The following is a 21002-nucleotide window of genomic DNA, read 5'->3' as shown; positions in this document are numbered from 1 at the left end:
TAACTAGAGTAACAAAATTTAAGGAGGTTCAAATATGGGTATATTTAAAACAAAGATTGATGAGGATTGGAAAGTAAACTACATCAAAGAATTTAATGAAATGAGAGACTCTTATGAGAGTAAGCTTCAAAAAAAACAGTTTGAAGTAGATAGTTTAAAATCAGAATTAGATAGACTTAGAAGCTACAAAAATAGTCTTAAGCCAAAGGAAAAACAAATTACTGATGATGATATAAATAATATAAAAAACTTGAGAAGAGATGGTTTAAGCTATAAAGAAATTTCAAGTGAAACAAGTTGGAGTAAAGCAACTGTGAGTAGAGTATTAAATGGACTTTACGATTAGTATATACATGGGGTGATTTAAATTGGGGATGAAGTATAGTTATAAAAAATGTATAATGGATTCTATTTCATTGATGTTCATAGTTCAGATAGTAAGGATGATTTTAAATTATATACTTCTAAGTCAATTTGAATTTACCCTTGAAAATTTTAACATTGTAAATTTAATTTCTTTTACAATAGTTGGGTTATCATTAATTTTATTTTTAAAAAATAGTCCTTTGTATAATAAGGTGAGAAATAGAAAAATCACAGAAGCTTTCAATGAAAATAAAGATAATGTACTTATAAAAAGATGTAAGTTGATACTTTTTATAGTAGCTTTATCTCTAGTGGTAATCTCAATTTATTACAATAGAGGCTATATGTTTTTTTATGTAACTATGATGACTTTATCTGTATTAATAGTTCCAGTATTTGAAGAATTATTTTTTAGAGAGTACATATGGAATTATTTAAACAATTTTATAAAATCAAAGAGTAAAGTTATATGTATAACATCTATATTATCTGGTATTTATAATATAGGATATATAGATGTTATACATAATTACATAATGTTATATAATAACTCTTACTATACATTTGAAGTTATTATTTCAAAAATTATTATAGGTACTGTTTTTGGTATTGTACTTGGTATTGTTAAGTCAAGATTTAAAGATGTAAGCTTTTGTATAATATTGAGAAGTCTGTTTACTATACTTATTAGACAGATAATATGATTATATCTACTTAAATAATATAATTATCTTGTAATAAGTATATAAATAATATCTACTTAGATAATATAATTATCTTGTAACAAGCATATAAAGGTAATGAATGATAGCTATATATATAAAATAAACTCTAATATTTGGAGTTTATTTTTTTGTAGGAAATTATTTTAAGAAATTAATTATATTACTTATGTAATTTATTGCTTTAAAGATTAACAAGACTATTTGACAGCTTAGCCCATAATATGATATTTATATAAAATGAGATGAGTGTACAAACTAAAACTAATTATGAATGAGAGTGATTTACTTGAAGAAATTTTATGAAATATATTTAGATTTAGAGAAAGATATAAGAAATAATGTATATGCAGTAGGAGAGCTTTTACCAACCGAAGTAAAGCTTGCTCAAAAATATCGAGTATCAAGAGAAACTATTAGAAAAGCGCAGTCGCTTTTATTGGAGAAGGGGTTTATACAAAAAAAACAAGGTAAAGGGGCTATTGTTTTAGATATAAATAAATTTGAAATAGAAGGGTCAGGGTTGATTAGTTTCAATGAATTACAAAAGAATAAAAATTTAGATACAGAAATAAGTGTACTAAAAAATAAAAAGGAGATTATGCCTTTAGAAATTTGTAAAAAACTAGATATAGACACAAAAACTAAGGTTATAGCAGTTGAAAGACTTAGAAAAATTAATGGAGAAGCTGTTATTTTAGATAAAGATTACTTTATATCTGAAATAATACCAGAAATACCATTAACAGCAGTTCAAAGTTCAATATTTAATTATATAGAGAAAAATCTAGAACTAAAAATAGGTTATGCAAATAAAGAAGTAACAGTAGCTCCTGTTACAGAAGAAGATAAAATATTGCTAGATATTGGAACAGATACACATGTTGTAGTGATACGAAGTGAAGTTTACTTAGAAGATACAAGATTATTTCAGTATCATGAATCTAGACATAGAGTTGATACATTTAGATTTGTAGATTTTGCAAGAAGAAGAAATCTTTAATTATATAAAAGAGTGTCTGTTTTGTACTGTACCCTCAATTGTTGAATCAAAATTCTAATGATTGGATTTCAGTATATTTAGACACTCTTTTTTTATTAGACCATATATTATTTAATTTTCTATAAATTCTTTATTAAAGTATTTGCTCTTTGAGAATATGTATGTAAGGATACAAGTAATGGCTATAGAAAGCCCCATTGCTAAGAAGTAAACATTCCATTGGTCTGTAAATATAGATAAAAACGCTGGTAACCCTGATATACCTATAGAACTTGCTTTAACATTAAAGTAAGATACAACTCCTCCAGCTATACCTGCACCTATCATAGATGCTATGAATGGGAAACGATAACGTAAGTTTATACCAAATATTGCAGGTTCAGTAATACCTAACCAAGCTGAAATTGAAGCTGTTAATGCAACACCCTTGATTTTTTTATTTTTTAATATAAAAAACATTGTCAAAGCTGCTGCGCCTTGCCCAAGGCTAGCCATAACTTGTATTGGCCATAATGTAGCAAATCCTAAAGTACCTATCATTTGTAAATTTATACCTAAGAATAAGTGATGCATACCTGTTATAACTAATGGAGACAATATGAATCCAAAAAGTGCTCCTGCAAGTACTGCATTAATTTCAAACAATCCAAGAATTCCACTTGTAATTAAATTGGCAAATGACATTGTTATAGGTCCTATGATAGAGAATGTTAAGAAACCAGTTATTAACAATGTAAGAGGAGCAACAAAAATAAGCTGAACCATCTCAGGAATTTTTTTAGTTAAGAACTTTTCGATTGTCGCTAAAAGATAAGAAGAACATAAAACAGGGATTACTTGTCCTTGATAGCCTATTTTAGCAATATTAAAACCTAATATATTCCAGTAAGTAACAGCTTCAGGTGTTTTAGAGTATTGTGCACCAGGCATTAAATCTGGATTAATTAAAATAAGACCTAATACAATACCAAGTACAGGATTTCCTCCAAACTTTTTGACAGCTGACCAACCTATTAGTGCAGGTAAAAATGAAAAAGAAGTATTTGCTATAAGATTAATCATATTAGATATACCAGCCCAATTACTATGAACTTCTAAAAAGGGTTGTTCATAGAAAATTCCTGGGTTAGCAAGTAGATTATTTATCCCCATCAATAAACCAGAGGCAACTATAGCAGGCAATATAGGAATGAATATATCTGCCAACACCTTTATAGCTTTTTGAAGTGGATTTAATTTTTTATTAGAAATCTCTTTAACCTCAGCCTTTGTTGCTTCTTTAAGTCCAGTAATTTCTATTAATGTAGCATAAACTTTATTTACAAGACCTGGCCCTATAATAACTTGAAATTGACCATTTGAGGTAAAGCTTCCTTTCACTATATCTATTTGTTCTAATTGCTTTATATTAACTTTACTTTCTGAGTTTAGAGCAAATCTTAATCTAGTAATACAGTGTGTTGCAGAGATTATATTCTCTACTCCCCCAATTGCTTCAAGGATTTGCTCAACCTGCTCTTTATGATGTGTATTTTCTTTTAATGTGCTCATAAAATTACCTCCCTCTTAAAATACGATGTTGTATAGACAAATCTTGAAAATAATATACCATAGAGAAATTTTTATGTCAACGTTATCCTAAATATTTTTAAAATTTAATTGCTAAAAGATAAATTGTATATTATTGGAAAATCAGAAAAATAAGAGAAAATATGGAAGGATTATAGGGAATATATTTTTTTGTTTAGAGTAAATATTGATTTTAACAAAAAAAAGGTTTATTATAAAAATATAAAAGTTGTCTAGACAAAAATGAAAGGGGAAATTTGCATATGGATTTTAAGAAGAAAGTTATTTATCAAATATATCCAAAATCATTTAATGATTCTAATGATGATGGGATAGGAGATTTAAAAGGAATTATAGAGAAATTACCTTATTTATATAAATTAGGTGTAGATATAATTTGGATTAACCCATTTTTTGTTTCTCCACAAAGGGATAATGGATATGATATTGCTGACTATACATCAATAGATTCTATGTTTGGAACTATGGAGGATTTTGAAGAGTTAGTAGATGAAAGTAAAAAATATAATATAGAATTGATGCTGGATATGGTCTTAAATCACACATCAACAGAACATGAATGGTTTAAAAAAGCTTTGGCAGGAGATAAAAAGTATCAAGATTTCTATTTTATTAGAGAGGGCAAAGAAAATAATCAACTACCGACAAATTGGAAATCTAAATTTGGAGGAAATGCTTGGGGAAAATTTGGAAATACAGATAAGTACTACTTACACTTATATGATGTTACACAAGCTGACCTCAACTGGCGTAATCCTAATGTTAGAGAAGAATTATATAAAGTTGTAAATTTTTGGATAGATAAAGGTGTTAAGGGGTTTAGGTTTGATGTAATAAATGTGATTGGTAAAGATGAAGAATTGAACGATTCTACAAATAATATAGGAAAAGAAATGTATACAGATAAACCTATTGTCCATGAATTTATTAAAGAAATGAACAAAGAAACTTTTGGAAGAGTTGAGGGCATAACAACTGTTGGAGAAATGTCTTCAACAACTATTGAAAATTGTATCTTATATTCTTCTCCAGAAGAAAAAGAGCTTTCAATGACATTTAATTTTCACCATTTAAAAGTAGATTATAAAAATGGAGAAAAGTGGAGCGATATACCTTTTGACTTTATGATGCTGAAAAAACTCTTAAATGAATGGCAAGAAAATATTGAAAGTGGTGGTGGATGGAATGCACTATTTTGGAATAATCATGACCAACCAAGAGCTATTAGCAGATTTTGTAATGAAGAATATAGAGTGGAAGCATCGAAAATGTTAGCTGCTACAATACATCTATTAAGAGGAACTCCGTATATATATCAAGGTGAAGAAATAGGTATGACAAATCCAAACTTTGAAAAAATAGATGATTATTTAGATGTTGAAACTCATAACGCGTATAATGAATTTTTAAAAAATAAAATCGAAAAAGAAACAATAATGAATATTATAAAGTCCAAATCCAGAGATAATAGTCGTACACCTATGCAGTGGTCAGACAAATTAAATTCAGGTTTTACAAATGGAAAGCCATGGATTAGAATAGCAGAAAATTATAAAGAGATAAATGTTGAAAAGGAACTTAAAGAAGGGTCAATTTTTAATTTCTATCAAAAGTTAATATCTTTAAGAAAGCAATTAAATATTATATCTGAAGGCTCTTATAAGGGAATTTTACTAGATGATGATAAAGTTTATGCTTATGTTAGAAGCTTAGAAAATGAAAGATTAATAGTATTTAACAACTTCTATGATTGTGAAGTTGAAGTTGAGATTAGTGAGGAATTTTTAGGAAAATCACTTACATATTTGATAGGGAATTATGAAAAGCGAGATTTAGAACCTAAGTTAAAGTTAAGACCTTATGAAACAGTAGCATTTTATAGTAAGGATATAAAAAAATAATGGAAAGAGGTAGTATTAATGAAACCAAATATTTTACTTATGATTTCTCATGATAGTGGTAGAAAATTCAGTAACTATGGATATAATGTGGAAACTCCATGTATAAATAAATTAGCTCAAGAAGGAATTCAATTTGATAATTATTTTTGTGCAGCACCTCAATGCAGTCCAAGTAGAGGAAGTATATTAACTGGATTATACCCTCATAATAATGGGTTAATGGGACTTGCACATCTAGGTTTTTGTATAGATTCTAAACATACAACACTTCCTATGGAGTTACAAAAAAACGGATATGAAACAACATTAATAGGGCTAAGCCATGAAACAATAAATGAAGCACCACCAATAAAAGATAGAGTATTTTCTTCAACCTATGACTTAGGATATGATAATTTTATAGCGGTTCCAGGGGATAGAGCTCCTAAGGTTGCTAAAGAGGTAGTTAAATTCTTAGAGGAATATAAAGAAAATCAAGAAAAGCCATTTTACTTAAGTGTAGGATTTTTTGAAACACATAGAGATTTTGATGAATATGAACCTTATGCAGATAAATTGGATGAAGTAGAAGTATTTAAGTTTTTACCTGATACAGAAGATGTAAGAAAAGATATAGCTTTATATAATGGTTCAGCAAAAGTACTGGATGAGGCAATAGGCAAAATATACAATAAATTACAAGAAACAGGATTAGATAAAAATACAATTGTTATACTGACAACAGACCATGGAGTTGCATTTCCAGGAGCGAAAGGAATGCTAAAAGAAGCAGGATTAGAGACAGCGCTTATAATTTTATTACCTAATTCTTCTCAAAAAAATGTGAAAAAAGAAGCACTATTATGTAATGTTGATTTATTGCCAACTATACTAGATTTAATTGAAGCTGAAATTCCTAAGAATATAGATGGAGAAAGTTTTGCCAATTTATTAAAAACAAATGAAGATATAGGTAGAGACTCATTCTTTACAGAGATGACATGGCATGATCAATATAGACCAATGAGAGGCATAAGGACTAATGAATATAGCTATGTTAGAAATTTTGAAGATGGGCCTAAAGTATATATTACAGTTGATTCACATTTGAGTTTATCAGGTAAAGCTGTTAGAGATAAATTTTATGTTCCTAATGATAAAGAAGAACTTTATGATTTAAGAAAAGACCCACTAGAAGAAAATAATCTAATAAATGATTCAGATTATCAAGACATAGCAAATGAATTGAGAAAGAAAGTTGATAATTGGATGTTAGAAACGAATGACCCACTTTTAAAAGGACCTGTAAAAGGGACAGGTTCAAGTAGATGGAAAACAGAAATAGAAGAGGGTAGAGCTTATCCAGGAAGAGAAGAATATTATAGACTATTATCTGATAAGTAGAAAATATTAAACAAGTAAAAAACATTAAATAAGTAAAAATATATAAAAAAGAAGGTTTTTTATAATGAAAAGTATATCAGTTTTGATTAAACCAGTCTCATCGTTATGTAATTTGAGATGTAAATATTGTTTTTATGCAAATGTGAGCGATTTAAGAGAAGTAAAATCCTATGGTATTATGCAGGAGGATACTGTAAAAAACATAGTAAATAATACATTTGAAATTTTGGATAATGGAGATAGAGTTACATTTGCTTTTCAAGGTGGAGAGCCTACTTTAGTGGGATTAAAATTTTTCCAATATTTTATTGAGTATGTTGGTAAAATGGAAAAAAATATAACAGTAAACTACTCTATTCAAACGAATGGAACTCTTATTGATAATCAATGGTGTGAGTTCTTAAAGAAAAATAATTTTTTAGTAGGATTATCATTAGATTTACTAGAAGATTTACATAATAAAAATCGTGTATATTCAAATAATAAGGGAAGTTATATAGATGTAATAAATACAAAAAAACTACTGGAAATATACAAAATAGACTTTAACATACTATGTGTTCTGACAAATCAGATTGCACTTAATCCAAAAGAGGTTTTTAATTTTATAAAAGCAAACGATGTGAAGTATATACAGTTTATCCCTTGTTTAGATGATTTAGACTGTAAAACTAAGTCAGAGTACTCTTTAGAACCTAAATATTTTGCATACTTTTATAAAATAATATTTAAGCTTTGGAAAAATGAGTTCAATAAAGGAAATTATATAAGTATTAATTTGTTTGATAATCTTATATCCATTTTAATTACAGGAATTCCTAGTACCTGTGGGATAATTGGAAAATGCCAACCACAATTTGTAATAGAGGCTGATGGAAGTGTATATCCATGTGATTTTTATGTACTAGATAACTTTAATTTAGGTAATATAAAAGATAACACTTTGTTGGATATTTTAAGAAAATCTAAAATGCAAGAATTTTTGCATAAAGATATAAAGAAAGAAAGTATTTGTTTAAATTGTAATTTTTACAAAATATGTGGTAGTGGATGCAAAAGAATGAAAAATTCTATGTATATTGACTCTAGTAACAATTACTGTGGATATAAAGAATTTTTAATGTCTACTTTTAGTGACCTAGAAAAAATATCAGTATTAGTATATAAAAATCAAATACTAAAATAATTTTAGTATTTATAATTCTAAGTTAAAGTGATTAAAAATTATGTATAATTAAAGGGTTTTGAGCAGAGTAAATTTAGTTAGGATGATTTTAAATGAATGTAATTTTATTTGTAATAGCTATACTTTCAACAACTATAGGAGCTATAACGGGTATTGGTGGAGGGGTAATAATAAAGCCAGTGCTAGATTTGATTGGAGTATTTGATGTTTCGACAATAAGTGTGTTATCATCATTTACTGTATTATCGATGGCAATTGTTTCTGTATATAAACAAATTAAATCAAAACTTTTTAAAATAAACTTTAGACTTATTTTAATTGGTGGAGCATCAGTATTAGGAGGGACTATAGGTCAAAGGTTATTAGATTTATCTATTTCATATGTAAATAATCCTTCTATAATAAAAATAACTCAAAATATTATAATGATTATTTTGTTAGTAATGGTTTATTTATATAAAGATAAAAGTTTAAATGTTAAGTTTAATACTAACATTACATATTTTATTGTTGGCATTTTTTTAGGGGTTATATCTTCATTTTTAGGAATAGGTGGAGGTCCTATAAATGTGGCTGTGTTTACAATATTATTTGGATTATCAGCTAAAGAAGCTGCGTTTAATTCCATTATAACTATTTTATTTTCTAATATTTCAAAGTTAGTTACAGTTTTCATAAATACAGGGTTTGGTATATATGATTTATCTGGATTACCTTTTATGATAATAGGAGCAGTATTAGGAGGAATTATAGGTTCCTCGATTAGTAAAAATATGGATGACAAAAGAGTTAAATATATGTTCTCGTATATGACTATAATTATTACTGGAATAAATATATACAGTATATTTCAAGTAATATATTTTATGAATTAAAGTGTATAATGTAGATAACACGAGAAGTCAATTTAAATTATTGGAATGAGGAGATTTAATATGTTCAAAAAGTTATTCTCAAAAAATAAAAATGAAGAAGTAAAAAGTAATTATATAAAAGGAGTATTACAATCGCCACTTACAGGGAAAGTATTAAGTATAACTGATGTTCCTGATGGTGCTTTTTCTAGTAAAATGCTAGGTGATGGGATTGCTATAGAACCACAAGAAGGAGTCGTATCTTCTCCTGTCGATGGGGAGGTAATTCAAGTATTTTTGCCATCTAAGCATGCTATATGCATAAAGAGTGAAGATGATTTGGAGATACTAATACATATAGGATTAGATACTGTAAAGATGAATGGAGATGGATTTGAAGTATTAGTAAATGCAGGAGATAAAGTCTACTGTGGGCAAAAACTTATAAGATTTGATTTAGAAAAAATTAAAAAAAGCGTTAAATCTGTAATAACTCCTATAGTTATAACCAATTCTTATGACATAGATAAAGTTGAAATTTTAAGAACCGGAGATATATGTATTGGAGAAGATTTAATGAAAGTTTATAAGTAAATAGGTTTTACCAAGAGGTTTTGTCTAAATAAAAAATATTATAACTATAAAATGGCTGGATATAATAATATTGAAAGAGTGTAGGTATGCTTATTTTATTAAGGGTACCTTTTTTTATTGTGTTTTATAGAAAATTTATCTGCATAAATAAAGTTTTTTAAAACAATCTTCTTATAATTATATTACTTTTACTAATTATCTTATTTTTGATAATTTCTGATATTTATGAATTGTTATACTTTTTAGAACTCTATTTTTAAATATATATTGACATATATATATTATCTATTACAATTGATATAAACTAATAAAAATAAAATATTATTAATCAACTTATTGAATGGAGGAATAGAAATGAAATTTGTAACTTTCTGTACTGGCAATGAAGAAAATATAGGTGTATTTAACTCAGAAACAAATAGTATATATGAAATTAATAGTTTGGGATTAAGCAAATTATATACAGATATGAATGATTTTATTGAAAATGTATCTACTGGAGATTTAGAAAAAATAAAAAACCATTCATTTGAAAATGCAAAGTGTTATAAGTTAGAAGAAGTGAAATTATGTTCCCCAATTGTAAGACCTAAAAAAGATATTATATGTTTAGGTTTAAACTATAAAGACCATGTCAATGAAATTCCAGATGGTGTTATAAAAAATGTAGTTATGCCAGACTATCCAATTTATTTCTCTAAAAGAGCAGATAAGGCAATTGGAGTGGATGATAAGATAAGTTTACATGGAGATTTAGTAGAAAAGTTGGATTATGAATCAGAACTTGCAGTAATTATAGGAAAAGAAGGTATAAACATATCAAAAGAAGATGCCTATGAATATATATTTGGATATACAATAATGAATGATATAAGTGAAAGAGCACTTCAAGATAAACACGTGCAGTGGTATAGAGGAAAAAGTTTAGATACACATACATCTATGGGACCTTGCATAGTACATAAAGAAGAATTTGAGCATCCTTTAAAACTAGATATAAGTAGTGTGGTAAATGGAGAAGTAAGACAAGATTCTAATACAGAATACTTTATATTTGATATACCTACTGTAATAAGTGATTTATCAAGAGGAATGACTCTAAAGCCAGGAGATATAATTTCAACTGGAACTCCAGCAGGTGTTGCTATGGGAATGAATCCTCAAGTATATTTAAAACATGGTGATGTAGTCGAATGTAAAGTCGAAGGGATAGGAGTTTTAAAAAATATAGTTGATTAATGGATAAATATGCCATATAATTTTATTAGTACGAATAATTTAATTAATATGGAATTAATCAAATTCAAGATTAATTTACTATAGAGAGGGATGAGTGTATGGCAAAAGAACTAGAACTAAAGTATGGCTGTAATCCAAACCAAAAACCATCAAAAATTTATATGAAAAATGGAGAACTTCCTATAGAAGTATTAAATGGAAAGCCTGGATACATAAATTTTTTGGATGCATTTAATAGTTGGCAACTTGTAAAAGAATTGAAAGAGGCTACTGGTCTTCCAGCAGCAACTTCATTTAAACATGTAAGTCCAGCAGGTGCAGCAGTAGGAATACCTTTATCAGATACTTTAAAACAAATATACTTTGTTGATGATTTAGAGCTTTCTCCATTAGCTTGTGCTTATGCAATGGCAAGAGGGGCAGATAGAATGTCTTCTTATGGAGATTTTATAGCACTTTCAGATGTGTGTGATAAAGAGACTGCGACTATTATAGCGAGAGAAGTTTCTGATGGTATAATAGCCCCAGGGTACACAGACGAGGCTCTTGAGATATTAAAAGGAAAGCGTAAAGGGAATTACAATATTGTAAAAATTGATGAAAATTATACTCCTGAACCTATTGAAACAAAGGATGTTTATGGAATCACTTTTGAACAAGGTAGAAACGAAATATTAATAAATGAAGACTTATTAAAAGATATTCCAACTGATAATAAAATCTTTACAGATAGTGCAAAGCGTGATTTAATTATAGCTCTTATCACATTAAAATATACACAGTCAAATTCAGTTTGCTATGCTAAAGATGGACAAGTAATAGGAGTAGGTGCAGGACAACAATCACGTATTCACTGCACTAGACTTGCAGGTAATAAGGCAGATATTTGGTATCTTCGTCAACATCCTAAAGTATTAAATTTAAAATTTAAAAAAGATATAGGTCGTCCAGATAGAGATAATACTATTGATGTATACCTTTCTGATGATTATATGGATGTACTTGCTGATGGTATATGGCAGAATTTATTTGAAGAAAAACCAGAACCTCTTACTGGAGAAGGTAAAAGAGAATGGCTTAAAACTTTAACAGGAGTAGCTCTTGGTTCTGATGCATTTTTCCCATTTGGAGACAATATAGAACGTGCTAAAAGAAGTGGAGTAAGTTTTATAGCACAACCAGGTGGCTCTATTCGTGATGATAATGTTATATTAACTTGTAACAAGTACAATATAGTTATGGCATTTACTAAAAATAGATTATTCCATCACTAAAGTATAAAAAATATAAAATAAATACTGATTAAATTAAAAATCTACAACGAGTTTTGTTGTAGATTTTTTTATTTGCTGTATAATTTTAAATAGAACTTTATTTTTAGATATTCAATTTGGAGGATGATATGGCTTTAAATATAAGAGACTATAGCCTATTGTGTAGTCAAGGTACAGCTAAATTTAATGAAGATGTAGTTGGTATAAGTCCATTTGGAGCATGGGTTTTGGATGGTGCAACAGGGCTCAATGGAAAAAACTTAATATCAAATGAAAGTGATGCAAGATGGTATGTTCAGTGGTGGAATAAGTATTTATATAAAAATATGAATAGAGAAGAATCATTAAAGAGCATTATCAATAGTGGGATAATAGAAATTAAAAAAGAGTATGAGATGAAATTAAATGGAATAAAGGTGGAAAAATTAGATTTACCATCAAGTTCTATAGCTATTATTAAATTTCATGAAAATAAAGTAGAGTATTTTTTATTAGGAGATTGTTCTTTATTTATTAAAAATGGAGATTCTAAAGTCATAAAAGATAGAACTATTTGTAAATTTGATAATGCTGTGTTTGATGAAATGAGTAAGCTTTCTAATTTAGAAGAAATGACTTTTGATGAGATAAAGTCAAGTGTCATGGATACAATAGTAAGCAATAGATTGAAAAAGAATACTAAAGATGGATACTGGATATTGGATTTTGATGAGGATGCTGTAGAAAACTCAATATACGGATACTTAGAAATAAAAAAAGATTTTCAATTGATGTTAACAAGTGATGGTTTTACAAGTGCCTGTGATAGGTATAACCTCATAAAAGAAGAAGAATTGATACGTATAGCAGAAAAATTTGGCATAGGATATATACATAATAAAGTTAGAGACTTTGAGGATAATGACTATAAAGCAATTAAGGTTCCAAGATTCAAAGTAAAAGATGATTCTTCCTGTTTGTATCTGGATATATATAACGATTAAATTATATGAAATTGTTTAATTTTAGAGGGGCGGTAAGTAAAAAAGTGAAAATTCTTCATATAATAACACAAAAACCAAATAGTACGGGTAGTGGAATATACATGTGTGGTATGATAAAAGGGTTTGAAAAAATAGGTCATGAGCAAGCTGTAATTGCAGGGATAGATGTTAATGACAATGTAAACTGTTTTTCAAGTGATGTAAGTTTTTATCCAGTAAAGTATAATTGTGGAGAACTAAATTTTCCTGTTGTAGGAATGAGTGATTCTATGCCATATGAAAGTACTAGATATAGAGATTTAAATGTAGAAATGCTAAATAGATTAAAACATCAATTTAAAATAAATATAGACAGAGCTATGGAAGATTTTAAGCCAGATATTATAATATGTCATCATTTATATCTTTTAACTGCATTTGTCAGAGAGATTGTGAAAGATATTAAAGTTATGTCTGTTTGTCATGGGACTTGCTTAAGACAGTTAAATACTATCGATTTAGAAAAAGAATATATAATATCAAATATAAAAAATTTGGATTTAATATTTGCTCTTCATAAAAAGCAAAAAGATGATATTATAAAGACTTTTGGAGTAAGCGACAGTAAAGTAGTTGTAATTGGTAGTGGATATAATGATAGTGTATTTTATGATAAAAATTATAAAATAAAAAATGATAAGATAAGGATAGTATTTGCAGGAAAGATATGCAAATCAAAAGGATTGATTCCATTTATAAAAGCTATATCTGGACTAGTATATCGTAAAGATTTAATAGAAGTCAATTTTGCAGGTACAGGAAGTGATGTTGAATCTTATAATGAGATTGTTAAGCTTGCAAGTCAATCTCCATTTAAAATGAATTTCTTAGGAAAATTAGACCAAAGTGACTTAGCTGAGTTATTTAATAAGTCACATATATTTGTTTTACCATCGTTTTATGAAGGGTTGCCAGTTGTAGTTTTAGAGGCCTTATCATGTGGACTTGATGTAATTACCACTGATATTCCTGGCGTTAGAGAATGGATTGGTAGTGAGATTAATGATTCTGGAAAGATAGAATATGTAATGTTGCCTTCTATGAGTTTAGATGGTATTCCAAACGAAGAAGAGTTATCTATCTTTGAGAAGAATTTATGTAATGCAATAGATTTTAAAATACAATATCTATTGTCTCATTTGGAGAAAAGGTCATCTGTAGATATGTCAAAAAAAACATGGGATGGTTTAGCTTATAGGATGAATGAAGTTATTTTAATGGACGAGATGTGTCTAATTTAGAGTGATTTAAATTATAAAAAAAGTGTAACTATTTTTACACTACTTTTAAGCGAATTTATATTATACTGATACTAAATATATTTATTTTGAGGGAGGTAATTTATGAAGTTTAGTAAAAGAATATTAGCATTAGGTATTTCAGCATTATTATTAAGTGTTAGTTTTCCAACATCAGCAAATGCACTAGATAAAATCGAAAATATCCAGGGAACAGATAAATATGAAACAGCTGGTATTATTGCAGATAAGCAAGATTATACAACAGCTGTACTTATCAATTCTGATTCTACGATGGTAGATGGTATTTCTGCTAGTGGTCTTGCAGGGGTAAATAATGCAGCAATTTTATTAACTAATAAGGATGATATACCAGAAGCCACTTTACAAAGGCTTAATAGAGTTACTAAGATATATGTAATAGGTGGCGAAAATACTATAAGTAAAGATGTAGAAAAAATGCTACTTATGAGAAGAATGCAGGTCATAAGAATTGATGGAGTAGATAGAGTAGATACAAGTTATAAAATTGCAGCTGAAATAGAAAAGATAAAAAGCAGTGATAAGACGTTTTTAGTAAATGGATTTAAAGATGAAGCTGACGCAGTGAGTGTTGCATCTGTTGCGTATAGAGATGGTGCTCCTATTTTATTGACAAAAGATATAGCTTCAGCAGAAGAAGATACAGATTTAGACCCATGGTTTGGTGTTTCACCTGTTCCAGTATATGCTGTTGGAGGAAAATCTGCACTAAGTGATTATATAGTAAGTAGATATAGAGCAACAAGAATTGATGGTAGTGATAGATATGAAACTAATAAGAATGTAATTAAGAAGTTTTATAATGAAACAAAAGAGTTTTATGTGGCAAGTGGAGATGATTTAGTTTATGCTTTAGTTGCTTCACCAATGGCTAAAAACGCTCCTGTTGTTTTAGTTTCAGATAAAAGTGATAAGAGTGTATTAAATAATGCTAATAAAGTCACTGCAATAGGTATAAATGATAAGAATGTTATAGAGCAATGTTTAGAAGCTACAAAATAATAGAATGTTATCAGTAAAATGAATACATAATATATAGTAAAAGTAAGTATAATGCTTATATTTTAGTGATATATAGTGTATAAATATTAAACTATATAAATCTTCTAGTTGATTTTATGACAAAAATCAATTAGAAGATTTTTTTTATTAAAATTATGTATCAAAGTTATATACTAAAATTGAACTGTATATGTTAAAAAATAATGCATGAGCTATTCATATATAAGAATCAATTATCCTCATAAATGACAAGATGAATGGAGTCATACACAAAATTGTATGACAATTCCATCCTATCATGTTCACATCAAAAAAGAAGATATGATGCGTATTTTTTATAAAGAATAAATCTCATAAGAGTTATCTTCTTTTAGCTTTTCTAACCAAACCATTTCTAAAATATCTAATTCTTCTAAGTAATCTTTTTCAGTTTTATTATCATCATGTTTTATAAGTTCTAAAATTTCAAATGTAAATGCTTTTTCTCCATATTTTTTCCAATCATTATTTAAATCTCTTACCATACATGACCCAGCACAAAGTTGAAATTTGAGGGAGTTAAACTTGCTTTTTATATCATTGCTTTTTCCAAGATAAATCTTTTTAGTAATATCACTTTTTATCATAAATACACCAATGTCAAATTTCATTTCCCTGTATAGTTGTTTTAATTCACGTTTTCTATCCATTTTCTGAGTACCTCTCTTTATAATAATATGTAATATGTAAAATTATTTATATATTACATATTATTATAAAGATATTAATTAGAAATGTAAATAGATTTTGATAAAATTAATTATAATTTTACTATTGCTTAGTATTAATATTTAGGCTAATTAGAGTTATTATATGATTTAATGTTATATAAAATTAAAAAGAAGAGTTGACATGATGAAAATTATAGAATAAACTAAAAATGTAATAGTAAATAAATATTAACTATTACATTGAAAGGGAATTATTATTATGAAAGGGAGGAAATTATTAATATGAATAAAAATATAGAATTAATTGGAAATTTTGCTAGTGATTGGATTCGCTATAGTGATTATGAATATAAAATTACTGAAGAAGATGAACTGTATATAGTACCAACAGAAGATGCTGTATTTACTATGTACAATCCATTTGATGTTGCAGATGAAATTATAGTAGATATAATTCGCATAGGGCAAGAAGCATTACAAGATATATCAAAAGAAACTAAAGAAATGAGATTAAAAAAAGAAGTACTTGAATTTGTAAAGAAATATGGATTGTTAGGATTGATTTATTCAAGTGTATATAATAGAGATATTGTTGGTGAAGAAAGAGTACTGATGATTGAAAAGAATTATATTACAAAAGAGAATATATTGAATACTGATGAGTATGTAAATATGTTTATCCCATTTGCAAGTGATGAAGATGTATACTTTAAAAAATATAAACGAGGTATAGATGTATCAAAACGAGAGGAATCACCTAAGTTTTTTGGAAAAAGACCACTGATTTTGGATTTAGTATTTTCAAGGTTTTATACAGAACAATTGGATTGGATTGTAAATTTTGCTAAGGATATGTGTAGACATTTTAATCAAATTTGTGTCTATAAAAATATGTCTAACTTATTAACTGAAAGTGTGACTATTATGTCTGGAGGGTTTAACCCTCAAAAGATAGGATTTTCTATAAGTCAATTAGATAAACCCACTATTGCATGGGAATTTAATTCTTTAAAAACAGCTATTGAAACTATATATGCATTTGCAATTACAAGTGAACCTGCATCTTTAAATAAATGTAAGTATTGTGGAAAGATTTATATACCTACAAATTCTAAATCTCAATACTGTTCACCTTCCTGTAGAAATTGCTCAAATGTAAAGAAAAGCAGAAGTAGAGCTAAAAAAGATAAGTAAATTAATATATCATTGTTTAGATTTTAATTATAAATAACTATTAAATGAATAAATAGTTATAAAAAATATATCTGAGTAATGATATATTTTTTTATTGAAAAATTTAATTAAAATAGTAATTTTGAGTTGACAAAAACTACTTATAATAATACTATTATAAGTAGTTTTGTGAGTTGATATATATACTAATTTAAATATATCATAAAATAAGTTAAAAGTCAATAGAAAAATGGAAAAGGAGAATTTTAAAATGATATCACCTATTATTTTGAGTTCTATGCATCAAAATTTAAAGGAAATAGAAAGAAATGAATTGCTTGAAACTAATAAAGAATCTAAGTGTTATGGTCTAGTACTTTCAGAGGAGGATGTAAAAGATATAATAACTTCAAGAAATGATACTTTAAAGGGATATGGAAGAATAGAATTGGAGATAAAAGTTACAAAAAAATTAATAGAAAATATATATACATCACAGTTTACAAATATGGATGATTATTTAGAGACTATTAATGATATGCAAGAAATCTTTTATTACTTAAAAAATGAAACAGATGATAAAATTTGTGATGATGAAATTATAGAAATACTTGATGAACTTTATGAAAAATTTACAGGGAATATGGATAATGTAAGAGGGGAAGCAGAGGAATTTGCAAAAAAGTTTAAATTTGGAGAAGTTTAATCTAATGAGAGGGGAAACTTACTATGTCAAATAATAATCTAACCAACATCAATATAAACGAAAATAATCTAATAAAAAATCAATATGCAATATCTCTACTTAAAGAATGTATGGATTGTAAAGTAATAAATGAGAGAGAAGTATATAACATACAACAGGAAATATCCTTAATTCTTATAAATTTAATTAAAAAATATACAAATGGTCAAAGTACATCAGTAAAGACTGAAGTTGCTGAAAAATTATTGCTTTCAATTTGGTATGCTATTGATGCATATGTAAGTAAACTTGAAAATATAGAAAAAAGAATTGTAGGATTGACGTCTAAAAATATTAAGAATATATATTTAGAAGGCATTAAAATTCTTGAATATGATTTACTTGAGTTAGAAAAATTTTATGAACTAATGAAAAGTAGAAAATTATATACTAACTCAATAGCATATAATGATACTTTAATGGAATTGTCTGGTTTCTTTAAAAACTATAGTATAAAATTTGAAGCCTATGATATTCCAGTGAGTATAGATTATCCATTGGCATTAGATGATATGGATATTCAAGGAATTTATTATGTAAAAAATTATATTGAGAGTATAGATATAGAAAATAGATTTTGTAATTTATTTAAAAAGAAAGATAGAGAAAAATTATTTTATGATTATGGAATAACTTATAAAATAGATTGTGATGTTATACTTATAAACTTATTTGAACTTATTATAAATAACTCTATTTTCTCTACAATTTTAGGCAATGAATCAACTAATTTGAAAATTTCAGAATATGAATATGAATTTTTAGAAAAACAATTTAGAAACATCTACAATCATATCTTTGAAGGTGAAATTAAGGTATATGAGGAAAATAATGTAGTTGAATTTATTGAAGAAAATAATAGTTTTGATTTTAATGATTCTGAAGAACTCGATAAACAAAGTACAATAAATGAAAAAATAGTTTTATTGCTTGAAGAAGCAATTGATGTATTGATAGAAAGATTAAATATAGAAGATGAAGCCATGATAAAATACATAAAAGCATATGAGAAGATATTTATTGAGTCTGTACTAAGTTCAATAAAAAGTGGCACTTTTAAAAGTATGATAACTGTAAGTAAGAATGAAAGTGAACCTTTAGAAAAGTATATTGTTGATGATGAAAATAAATTAGATGATGATTCATTTAGAGCGATATTCAATGCTGTACTAGAGAGTACTTCTATAATTGAAAAAATAAAAATAATAAAGGAAAACATCAATGCAAAAAAAGACTTTATTGATATTCTTGAATCTGAGTGCTTATTTGGGGATGATTATCTAATGCTATTTGCTTCATTAAGTGAATTTGAATTGGCAATACTGGGAAGTGTAGTATTTTATGAAGATATGAGAATGGAAGAAATTAATTTATTGGAATTCTTATTAAATAAAAATAGTGAAACTACACTATGGAAAAGAGAGTACATTGAATTTATGAAGAGACAAAATAAGGAAAAAATACATTGTATAGAAGAATATATAAATCAAATTAATTAACAAAAAATTGTGAATAAATAGAATGTTAGTATATAATATAATTTGTAAAGCATATCAAAAATACATATCTGTGGAGGAGATTATGAAAGAATATATTATAAATAATATTGAGGAGATAAGAGAAGAATTAATTGATTTATCTAAAAAAATATGGGAAAATCCAGAATTAGCTTTTGAAGAAAAGTATGCAAGCAGTATTCAAAAGGAATATCTAAAGTCAAAAGGATTTGAAATTGAAGAAGTAGACAATTTACCTACTGGATTTATAGCAAGTTTTGGAGAAGGGAAGCCAGTAATTGGAATACTTGGCGAATATGATGCTTTGCCAGAACTATCACAATCTGTGAGTACAGAAAAAAATCCATTGGTAGAGGGAGAATCTGGACATGGATGTGGTCATAATTTATTGGGTGTAGCAGGTGTAGGAGCAGTCGTTTCTATTAAAGAACTAATGGAAAAAAGTAAATTTAATGGAACAATAAAGTATTTCGGTTGCCCTGCTGAAGAAGAAGGTGGAGGAAAGACTGTAATGTGTGTAAATGGATGTTTTGATAATGTAGATTGCGCATTTACATGGCATCCTTTTGATATAAATGCCACATGGAGAGGTGGAAGTCTGGCAAATTTATCTGCTAGATTTAAGTTTAAGGGAATAACAGCACATGCAGCTCAAGCCCCTCATAATGGTAGAAGTGCATTGGATGCTGTTGAACTTATGAATGTAGGAGCAAATTATTTAAGAGAACATGTAATTGACTCTATAAGAATGCATTATGTTATAACTAATGGTGGGGGAAGACCTAATGTAGTTCCTGGTTTTGCAGAAAGTTGGTATTTTATAAGAGGTAAAAAAGCAAAGGATGCAGAGCATGTTCTTGACAGGCTAATAAAAGTGGCACAAGGAGCAGCTATGATGACAGAGACTGAAATGGAGTATGTAATTACTGATGGGATTTATGATTATATACCAAATCAGTGTTTAACTGATTTAGTATACAATAATATGATTCTTGTTGGTCCTCCTAAAACTACTCCTGAAGAAGAAGAATTTGCAAAAAAATTATGTGCTACTCTTACTAAGGAAGAGAGACTAGGTGTAGCTACAGCATTCCAAGATGATAAATCTATTATGGACAGTTATATACATCATGGTATAGCTGATGGAGCAGAAGGTAAAGGATTAGCTGGCTCTACTGATGTAGGAGATGTAAGTTATGTGATACCAGTAGCTCAATTTGCAATGGCAGCATGGCCTGTTGGTGTGGCAAGCCATACATGGCAGTCATGTGCATCAGCTGGTTCAAGTATAGGATTTTCAGCTATGATAAATTCAGCTAAGGTATTGGCTTGTAGTGCTTATGATGTATTTATGAATACTAAGGTTATTGATGAGGCAAATATAGAATTTAAAAAATCATTAGATGGACAAAAATTTAAACCATTGGTATAATCTTGGTAA

General features: G+C 27.5%; 19 protein-coding genes. 17 read left to right on the top strand and 2 right to left on the bottom strand.

Going from position 1 to position 21002, the window contains the following annotated elements:
• Positions 1 to 34: 34 nt before the first annotated feature.
• The 3 genes from KGF46_RS10470 (at position 35) to treR (ending at position 2091) form a co-directional block, all read left to right on the top strand.
• The gene (locus KGF46_RS10470) at positions 35 to 346 is read left to right on the top strand and encodes a helix-turn-helix domain-containing protein (protein WP_227433351.1); all 312 of its coding nucleotides are present in this window, start codon (positions 35 to 37) and stop codon (positions 344 to 346) included.
• A 28-nt stretch (positions 347 to 374) separates the two neighbouring features.
• Positions 375 to 1070 carry a CPBP family intramembrane glutamic endopeptidase gene (locus KGF46_RS10465; protein ID WP_227830133.1) on the top strand — a complete coding sequence of 232 codons (696 nt, stop codon included), beginning with the start codon at positions 375 to 377 and terminating at the stop codon, positions 1068 to 1070.
• 307 nt (positions 1071 to 1377) lie between these two features.
• The gene (gene treR / locus KGF46_RS10460) at positions 1378 to 2091 is read left to right on the top strand and encodes a trehalose operon repressor (protein WP_227830134.1); all 714 of its coding nucleotides are present in this window, start codon (positions 1378 to 1380) and stop codon (positions 2089 to 2091) included.
• A gap of 111 nt (positions 2092 to 2202) precedes the next feature.
• On the opposite strand, the gene treB is transcribed toward treR, so the two are convergent.
• The gene (gene treB, locus KGF46_RS10455) at positions 2203 to 3642 is read right to left on the bottom strand and encodes a PTS trehalose transporter subunit IIBC (RefSeq protein ID WP_227861968.1); all 1440 of its coding nucleotides are present in this window, start codon (positions 3640 to 3642) and stop codon (positions 2203 to 2205) included.
• Between the two features lie 281 nt (positions 3643 to 3923).
• On the opposite strand from treB, the gene treC reads away from it, so the two are divergent.
• The 10 genes from treC (at position 3924) to KGF46_RS10405 (ending at position 15416) form a co-directional block, all read left to right on the top strand.
• Positions 3924 to 5582, top strand: a complete 1659-nt coding sequence (gene treC, locus KGF46_RS10450) for an alpha,alpha-phosphotrehalase (RefSeq protein ID WP_227850780.1) — start codon at positions 3924 to 3926, stop codon at positions 5580 to 5582.
• An 18-nt stretch (positions 5583 to 5600) separates the two neighbouring features.
• Entirely contained in the window at positions 5601 to 6965 is a 1365-nt protein-coding gene (locus KGF46_RS10445; protein WP_227830137.1) for a sulfatase, read from the top strand.
• A gap of 64 nt (positions 6966 to 7029) precedes the next feature.
• Positions 7030 to 8151: a radical SAM/SPASM domain-containing protein gene (locus tag KGF46_RS10440; RefSeq protein WP_227843010.1), complete on the top strand. Its 1122-nt coding sequence runs from the start codon at positions 7030 to 7032 to the stop codon at positions 8149 to 8151.
• A gap of 92 nt (positions 8152 to 8243) precedes the next feature.
• On the top strand, positions 8244 to 9026 hold the full coding sequence (locus tag KGF46_RS10435; RefSeq protein WP_227840108.1) for a sulfite exporter TauE/SafE family protein: 783 nt from the start codon (positions 8244 to 8246) through the stop codon (positions 9024 to 9026).
• Between the two features lie 60 nt (positions 9027 to 9086).
• Positions 9087 to 9599: a PTS glucose transporter subunit IIA gene (locus KGF46_RS10430; RefSeq protein WP_227830140.1), complete on the top strand. Its 513-nt coding sequence runs from the start codon at positions 9087 to 9089 to the stop codon at positions 9597 to 9599.
• Positions 9600 to 9953: 354 nt separating this feature from the next.
• Entirely contained in the window at positions 9954 to 10838 is an 885-nt protein-coding gene (locus KGF46_RS10425) for a fumarylacetoacetate hydrolase family protein (protein WP_227861967.1), read from the top strand.
• 98 nt (positions 10839 to 10936) lie between these two features.
• Positions 10937 to 12112 (top strand): phosphoribosylaminoimidazolecarboxamide formyltransferase, encoded by a 1176-nt coding sequence (locus KGF46_RS10420; RefSeq protein ID WP_227861966.1) that lies wholly within the window; start codon positions 10937 to 10939, stop codon positions 12110 to 12112.
• Between the two features lie 128 nt (positions 12113 to 12240).
• A complete protein-coding gene (locus KGF46_RS10415) occupies positions 12241 to 13095 on the top strand; it encodes a hypothetical protein (RefSeq protein ID WP_227840105.1) in 855 nt (284 codons plus the stop codon).
• Positions 13096 to 13139: 44 nt separating this feature from the next.
• Positions 13140 to 14375, top strand: coding sequence for a glycosyltransferase family 4 protein (locus KGF46_RS10410; protein WP_227840104.1), 1236 nt, complete (start codon positions 13140 to 13142; stop codon positions 14373 to 14375).
• A 102-nt stretch (positions 14376 to 14477) separates the two neighbouring features.
• Positions 14478 to 15416: a cell wall-binding repeat-containing protein gene (locus KGF46_RS10405; RefSeq protein ID WP_227840103.1), complete on the top strand. Its 939-nt coding sequence runs from the start codon at positions 14478 to 14480 to the stop codon at positions 15414 to 15416.
• A 335-nt stretch (positions 15417 to 15751) separates the two neighbouring features.
• Here KGF46_RS10405 and KGF46_RS10400 read toward each other — a convergent pair whose 3' ends face one another.
• Positions 15752 to 16105, bottom strand: a complete 354-nt coding sequence (locus KGF46_RS10400) for a GIY-YIG nuclease family protein (protein WP_227840102.1) — start codon at positions 16103 to 16105, stop codon at positions 15752 to 15754.
• 303 nt (positions 16106 to 16408) lie between these two features.
• Between KGF46_RS10400 and KGF46_RS10395 the strand changes: the two genes are divergently transcribed.
• From KGF46_RS10395 to KGF46_RS10380, 4 genes are all read left to right on the top strand, one after another.
• On the top strand, positions 16409 to 17320 hold the full coding sequence (locus tag KGF46_RS10395) for a recombination protein NinG (protein WP_227830147.1): 912 nt from the start codon (positions 16409 to 16411) through the stop codon (positions 17318 to 17320).
• 250 nt (positions 17321 to 17570) lie between these two features.
• Positions 17571 to 18005 carry a DUF6323 family protein gene (locus KGF46_RS10390; protein ID WP_227840101.1) on the top strand — a complete coding sequence of 145 codons (435 nt, stop codon included), beginning with the start codon at positions 17571 to 17573 and terminating at the stop codon, positions 18003 to 18005.
• A gap of 23 nt (positions 18006 to 18028) precedes the next feature.
• Positions 18029 to 19543 carry a DUF6179 domain-containing protein gene (locus KGF46_RS10385; RefSeq protein ID WP_227840100.1) on the top strand — a complete coding sequence of 505 codons (1515 nt, stop codon included), beginning with the start codon at positions 18029 to 18031 and terminating at the stop codon, positions 19541 to 19543.
• A gap of 82 nt (positions 19544 to 19625) precedes the next feature.
• Positions 19626 to 20993 carry a M20 family metallopeptidase gene (locus KGF46_RS10380; RefSeq protein ID WP_227840099.1) on the top strand — a complete coding sequence of 456 codons (1368 nt, stop codon included), beginning with the start codon at positions 19626 to 19628 and terminating at the stop codon, positions 20991 to 20993.
• The last annotated feature ends 9 nt before the right edge of the window (positions 20994 to 21002 follow it).

Source organism: Clostridioides sp. ZZV14-6153, from assembly GCF_020657855.1.
In the GTDB taxonomy this organism is placed as follows: Bacteria; Bacillota; Clostridia; order Peptostreptococcales; family Peptostreptococcaceae; genus Clostridioides.
This window is presented reverse-complemented; position numbering and strand designations above follow the sequence as displayed.